Here is a 6,211-nt window from a genome sequence, read left to right on the forward strand (position 1 = left end):
GAAAAAACAATGCGAAAGCAAAGTAAGCATCCTTTTGGGTTTGTAAACGAGCCAATGCTTGATTTTTCTCAACTAGAGACGCGCCTAGCTATTGATGAATCGCTTCGAGAAGTTCATGATTTGTATGGAAAAATTTACCCTTTAATTTTGGGAACGGAAGAGATGACTACCCGCGAGCTATTTCTGCGACCAAATCCCTCCTTTTTAAATGAGCGCGTTGGTTATGTATGCATGGGGGGAAAGGAAGACGTTGATCGCGCTATTCGCCTTGCGCATCGCGGACAGCCATTGTGGGGCGCAAAGACAATGCGAGAACGCGGCGATATTTTGCTGCGTGCCGCAGAGCTTATGCGTCAAAAAAGAATGTTTTTCATCGCGCTTATGATGATTGAAGTGGGAAAGGGCCGCGGCGACGCGGACGGCGAAGTTGCGGAAGCTATTGAATTTCTTGACTATTATGGTCGTTGCGCTCCGTGGCTGCAGCACATCGCGCAAAGCACCGTGGTGCAGGTTGCGGGCGAAGAAAATACTTGGGAATATTTACCTCTTGGAGTTGGAGCATCTATTCAGCCATGGAATTTCCCTCTTTCTTTGTCGGTGGGCCCCACTGCCGCGGCTCTTGTGATGGGTAACGCGGTAATATACAAACCAGCCAGCCATTCAGCCATCACCGGATACTATATGGTTAAGCTTTTGCGGGAAGCTGGAGTGCCGCCCGATGCGCTTCATTATCTTCCTTGTCCGGGAAGCACTGTAGGAAATTATCTTATTAGCCATTTCGGGATAGATTTTGTGGCATTCACGGGATCAGAAGAAGTGGGAAATGATATGGAATATGCTTTTGCGCTTTGCAATAATAATACTCGCGCCCTGCCTCCTCATCAGCAGCATAAAAAGAAGGTAGCAGTAATTGAAATGGGCGGCAAGGGATTTATTATTGTTGATTCTGACGCGGACATTGATGAGGCCGTGGTGGGCGTAAGCAACTCCGCGTTTAGTTTTCAGGGGCAGAAGTGTTCCGCATGTACGCGCGTTATTGTGATAGACGATGTCTATGATGAATTTGTTCGCCGGCTGAGCGAGCGCGTGGCAAGTATTACTATTGGTTCTCCCGAAAATGCTAAAAACATGATGGGTCCGATGGTGAGCCGCGAACATTATGATAATGTGCGTAAGTACATGGAGCTTGCCGAACGGGAAGGGACGGTTCTTGCGCGTGGCACTGTATCGGAAGAATTGAAAAATCAAGGTTATTTTCTTCCTCCAATGTTGGTGGGCAACGTGCATAAAGATGCACGCATTGCCCAGGAAGAAATTTTTGGGCCGGTATTGGCAGTATTTCGCGCCAAGACATTTGCTGAGGCAATTGATTTGGCAAACTATACTAAGTACGGTTTAACTGGCGGGGTGTATTCACGCGATCCCCAGCATCTTGCTCTGGCAAGACAAGCGCTGCAAGTCGGAAATCTATACATTAATAGAAAGATTACCGGCGCAGTCGTTGGCTGCCAACCATTTGGCGGCATGAAGATGTCTGGCAATGGCACTAAAGCCGGCGGCTGGGATTATTTGCTTAACTTTGCAACGCGTAAAGCAATTTGTGAAAACACTGTGCGGCGTGGTGTTGCGGTAAAGTAATTTAAATTTTTTAAATAGTAAAAGCCCTCGTGAGACACGGGGGCTTTTCATATTGAGAGACTCAACAAATGATGGTGAGAAAAAGAACTTACGCCTCCAAGGGGCAGGCGTTACTTCCTGGCTCCCATGCCAGCACTATGACGCAGTTTTATTTGCATCATGATTGCATCGTAACGCCGCAAGCACGGATTGTCAATTTAATTCATGTGGATATCTTGGGATGGGTACGAAAAGCGAGAGATTGCGTTGAGCGATATGGCACTCGCCATAATCATCAATTTGCTCACGGGGTTTTGAGGGCTGCTGTCATTGTTGTTAATCTCATCATGGTGTTTTTCGTAGAGTCGCTGCCACAAGTCCGTGCAAGGGTGAATGTGGCATCCATCGATATCTATGCCGCCGCAGTCGAAAATATGTTTAAATGCGGCGACGATTTCAGTTTCCCCCATTCTTTTTTCTTGTTCGTTTAGAGAAAGAGCGAGAAAAGAAGAAATTTTGCTTCGCGAAGGCGCGCAGTGCATTGTAGCCAGACGAATGAGCTCGGCGCGATCTTCTATCACAGTGGTCCTCCTCGTACTTAAGTAAACGTTACTGATTATTTTATTTAAACATATACCTCTAGCTGGGTCAATATCACCAAAAGTGTTTTTTTCTTTTACAATATACGATATGAAAGAATACAATCCTATAGAAATTGAAAAAAGGTGGCGCGAGAAATGGGAAGGCGAAAATCGTTGGCACGTTGATATGAACAAAGCAGAGCGTCCTTATTATAACTTAATGATGTTCCCGTATCCGTCTGCCGAAGGACTGCACATTGGTAATGTGTACGCATTCACCGGCGCCGATATTCACGGACGTTACCAGCGCATGCGCGGCAATGATGTTTTTGAACCGATGGGCTTTGATGCTTTTGGCATTCACTCTGAAAACTTCGCGATCAAGAAAGGACTTCATCCGCGAGATCTTACAGAAAAAAATGTTAATAATTTTCGCGATCAGCTCAAAAAAATGGGCGCGTTATTCGATTGGACGCACGAAGTGGACACCAGCAAGCCGGAATATTACAAATGGACGCAATGGCTTTTCTTGCAGTTATATAAAAATGGTTTGGCGTATAAATCAAAAGCCGCGGTGGATTGGTGCCCAGGATGCAAAACCGTTTTGGCAGATGAGCAAGTGATAGGCGGGAAGTGCGAGCGATGCGATAGTGTTGTAGTGCAGCGAGAGCTTGAGCAATGGTTTTTTAAAATTACTGATTACGCGGAAAGATTATTGAAGAATCTTGAAATAATTGATTGGAGCGAGTCCGTAAAATTAATACAAAAAAACTGGATAGGTCGGAGTGATGGAGCTGAAATAGAATTTAGAATACAGAATACAGAATACAGAATTAAGGTATTCACCACACGGCCCGACACTTTATTCGGCGCTACTTATGTGGTTCTGGCGCCGGAGCATGACTTGGTGCAAGAGCTAAAAAACAATATAGAAAATTGGAGTGAGGTTGATGCCTATATTAAGGCAACACAAGGAAAGAGTGAATTAGAGCGTATGGAGGTGCAGAAAGAAAAAACTGGTGTTGAGCTGAAGGGAGTGAGGGCTATAAATCCCGCGACAAAAGAAGAGGTTCCCGTGTGGATTGCAGACTATGTTTTAAAGACCTATGGAACGGGCGCCATTATGGCAGTGCCAGCGCATGACCAGCGAGATTTCGAATTTGCTAAAGAGCATAACTTGCCAGTGGTAATGGTAATTTGTCCTAATTATCCCGCGGAAATATGCCCTGTGTTGGACGAGGCATACGAAGGAGAGGGAAAGCTAGTCGCTTCAGGAAAGTTTAACGGCATGACGATAGAGGAAGCTAAAAGCGCTATTACAGAATATGTCGGCGGTGTAAAGAAAATAAATTATCATTTGCGCGACTGGCTCATTTCACGCCAGCGTTATTGGGGGCCGCCAATTCCAATTATTTATTGCCCTAAATGCGCCCTTCAAGATCCTTCAGGGCAGGGCATCGTCCCAGTTCCGGAAAAAGACTTGCCTGTGCTTTTGCCGTACGTTGAAAATTTCCATCCGACTGGTACTGACGAGTCTCCGCTTGCGACAGTGGAAGAATTTGTGAACACCACGTGCCCAAAGTGCGGCGGCGCGGCAAAACGCGAAACTGACGTGTCGGATACTTTTTTGGATTCAGCTTGGTACTTTCTACGTTATCCTTCGACTCGCTCCGCTCGCTCAGGACAAGTCCCTTTTGAATCAGAAATCACAAAGAAGTGGCTTCCAGTAAATATGTATATCGGCGGGAAAGAACATTCTGTGCTTCATTTGCTATATGCAAGATTTATTACGATGGCGTTACATGACATTGGCGTTTTAGATTTTTCCGCTCAAGGCGGAGAGCCGTTTACCAAATTCCGCGCAAATGGACTTCTAATTAAAGATGGCAATAAAATGAGCAAGTCTAGAGGCAATGTTGTTAATCCAGATGAGTATTTTGCTTCATATGGAGTTGATGTAACTCGTATGTACTTAATGTTCCTCGCGCCATTTCAAGACGGGGGTGACTGGCGTGATGAAGGAGTTCGCGGCATTTCGCGTTTTGCAAAACGAGCGTGGCAACTCGCGGAGGGTCTGACCCTCCGCGGAGGGTCAGACCCTCCTGCTGCTGATATTGATATGGAGCGTATAAGGCATAAGACCATTAAGCGCGTTACGCAAGATATTGAAAAATTGCAGTATAACACGGCGATTTCCGCGCTGATGGAATACGTCAATGCAATATCAAATCTCAAAATTCAAAGCTCAAAACAATTGGAAACTTTGATAGTTTTATTGGCACCATTTGCGCCGCATTTGGCAGAGGAGCTTTGGCAGGCAACAAATCACGATGACAGTGTGCACGATCAGTCGTGGCCAACATACGATGAAGCTATGTTGAAAAAAGAGATTATCACCTTGCCGGTGCAGATAAATGGCAAAATGCGAGGCATTGTTGAAGTTGCGGCAGACGTGACAGAAGATGATATTAAGAATACTATTATTCATGTAGATTTTGTTGAAAAATGGCTGGCTGGGAAAGAAGTAAAAAAATGGATTATTGTGCCCGGAAGATTAGTTAATATTATAGTTATTTAATAATCATAGAGGAGGTAAGAAATGCAAAATAACGCTGAGTTTTTGCAGATGTTAAGGGAGGCTGTTCACGAATTTGTTACAAGAGAAGTTGTGCCTTACGGTTATAAGGTTGGGGAGCCGCTGGGAGAGTTTCCGGCCGCTCATCTTAAAAAACTTTTTGATCTCGGAGTGGGCAGCTTGGTCATTCCTGAAAAATATGGTGGCGGGGGAGCAAGTACCGAGGCAACATCAATTGTCGCGCGAGAGCTTGCGTACGGCTGGCCGAGCTTGCATCTGGTGTGGAGCGCTAATAACTCTCTGGCGGCGTATCCGCTGGTTGAATTTGGCACAGACCAGCAAAAACAAAAGTACCTGCCCTATTTAGCTCGTGGAGAAATGTTTGGTTGTTTTGCTCTGACTGAAACAAATGCCGGTTCTGACGCCGCCTCTTTGCAAACGAAAGCAGTTTGGAAACCGCAGCGCAAGGGTTCTAGCAAGGGCGTATGGGTCTTGAATGGATCAAAGATATTCATTACTAATCCTTTGAACGCGTCTATCGCGATTGTATTTGCGCGAGTTGTGGGAGATTACAATCCTCGCCGGCGGCATAGCGGCATCACCGCGTTTATTCTGGATTCAAATGGACCCGGGCTTAAGAAAAAGGGCGTTCAGATTAGCAAAATTGAAAAATGGGGATTCTGCGCCGCGCCTTTCTGCGAAATTTTTTTCTCGGACGTAGAAATTTCAGAATACGATGTGCTTGGGAAAATCGGACAGGGTTTTAACATTGCGATGGAAACGCTGGGCAATGGACGTATTAACATTGCCGCGCAATCAGTCGGCATCGCGCGCCGCGCGCTTGATGAAGCAGTATCATACGCAAAAGCGCGCCAGCAGTTTGACCGCGCTCTGTTCGACAATCAGTCTGTTGCGCATGAACTTGCTCGGCTTCATGCTCAAATAGACGCGGCATGGGAATTGACCCTTTGCGCTTCACGCCTTAAAGACGCGGGAAAGCCATACGCGCAAAAATCATCCGAAGCAAAATGGTTTGCGTCTGAGATTGCCCTGCAAGCCGCGCTATACGCGTACCGGATTTATGGAGGCAATGGATACGCCGCGGATAGCGTGGTCATGCGCATCCTTCACGATGCGCTCGCAACAGTAACGTATGAAGGCGCGTCTAATATTCAACTCGAAGTTATTTCTAAAAATCTATAAACATTAACCCTCGCAGATTTGCGAGGGTTTTTTAATTAGAGTCAGAAACCGCCGGCTTTAGCCGGCGTGCGCGTTTTTTGATGTACTTAAGTTCCTCGCAGGAGGGTCGGTCCGTCCTGCGCGCCATCCTCAACCTAAAGTTATCCACACCCTACCCATCGCAGGGGGGGGGGGGGGGATTCATGATATACTATATTCATAGGTCTGCCAGTTTATATTCTTATTCATTAAACTA

At 46.1% G+C, this 6,211-nt stretch carries 4 protein-coding genes; 3 read left to right on the top strand and 1 reads right to left on the bottom strand.

The window, feature by feature from the left end:
• Positions 1 to 9 precede the first annotated feature (9 nt).
• A complete protein-coding gene (locus HYV65_01165; protein ID MBI2462828.1) occupies positions 10 to 1,638 on the top strand; it encodes an aldehyde dehydrogenase family protein in 1,629 nt (542 codons plus the stop codon).
• A gap of 197 nt (positions 1,639 to 1,835) precedes the next feature.
• On the opposite strand, the gene HYV65_01170 is transcribed toward HYV65_01165, so the two are convergent.
• Positions 1,836 to 2,198, bottom strand: a complete 363-nt coding sequence (locus tag HYV65_01170) for a hypothetical protein (protein MBI2462829.1) — start codon at positions 2,196 to 2,198, stop codon at positions 1,836 to 1,838.
• Between the two features lie 109 nt (positions 2,199 to 2,307).
• On the opposite strand from HYV65_01170, the gene HYV65_01175 reads away from it, so the two are divergent.
• Entirely contained in the window at positions 2,308 to 4,776 is a 2,469-nt protein-coding gene (locus HYV65_01175) for a leucine--tRNA ligase (GenBank protein MBI2462830.1), read from the top strand.
• Positions 4,777 to 4,797: 21 nt separating this feature from the next.
• Positions 4,798 to 5,976 carry an acyl-CoA dehydrogenase family protein gene (locus tag HYV65_01180; GenBank protein MBI2462831.1) on the top strand — a complete coding sequence of 393 codons (1,179 nt, stop codon included), beginning with the start codon at positions 4,798 to 4,800 and terminating at the stop codon, positions 5,974 to 5,976.
• Positions 5,977 to 6,211: the final 235 nt, after the last annotated feature.

The sequence above is a fragment of the Candidatus Spechtbacteria bacterium genome, assembly GCA_016188605.1.
Classification (GTDB): domain Bacteria; phylum Patescibacteriota; class Minisyncoccia; order Spechtbacterales; family JACPHP01; genus JACPHP01.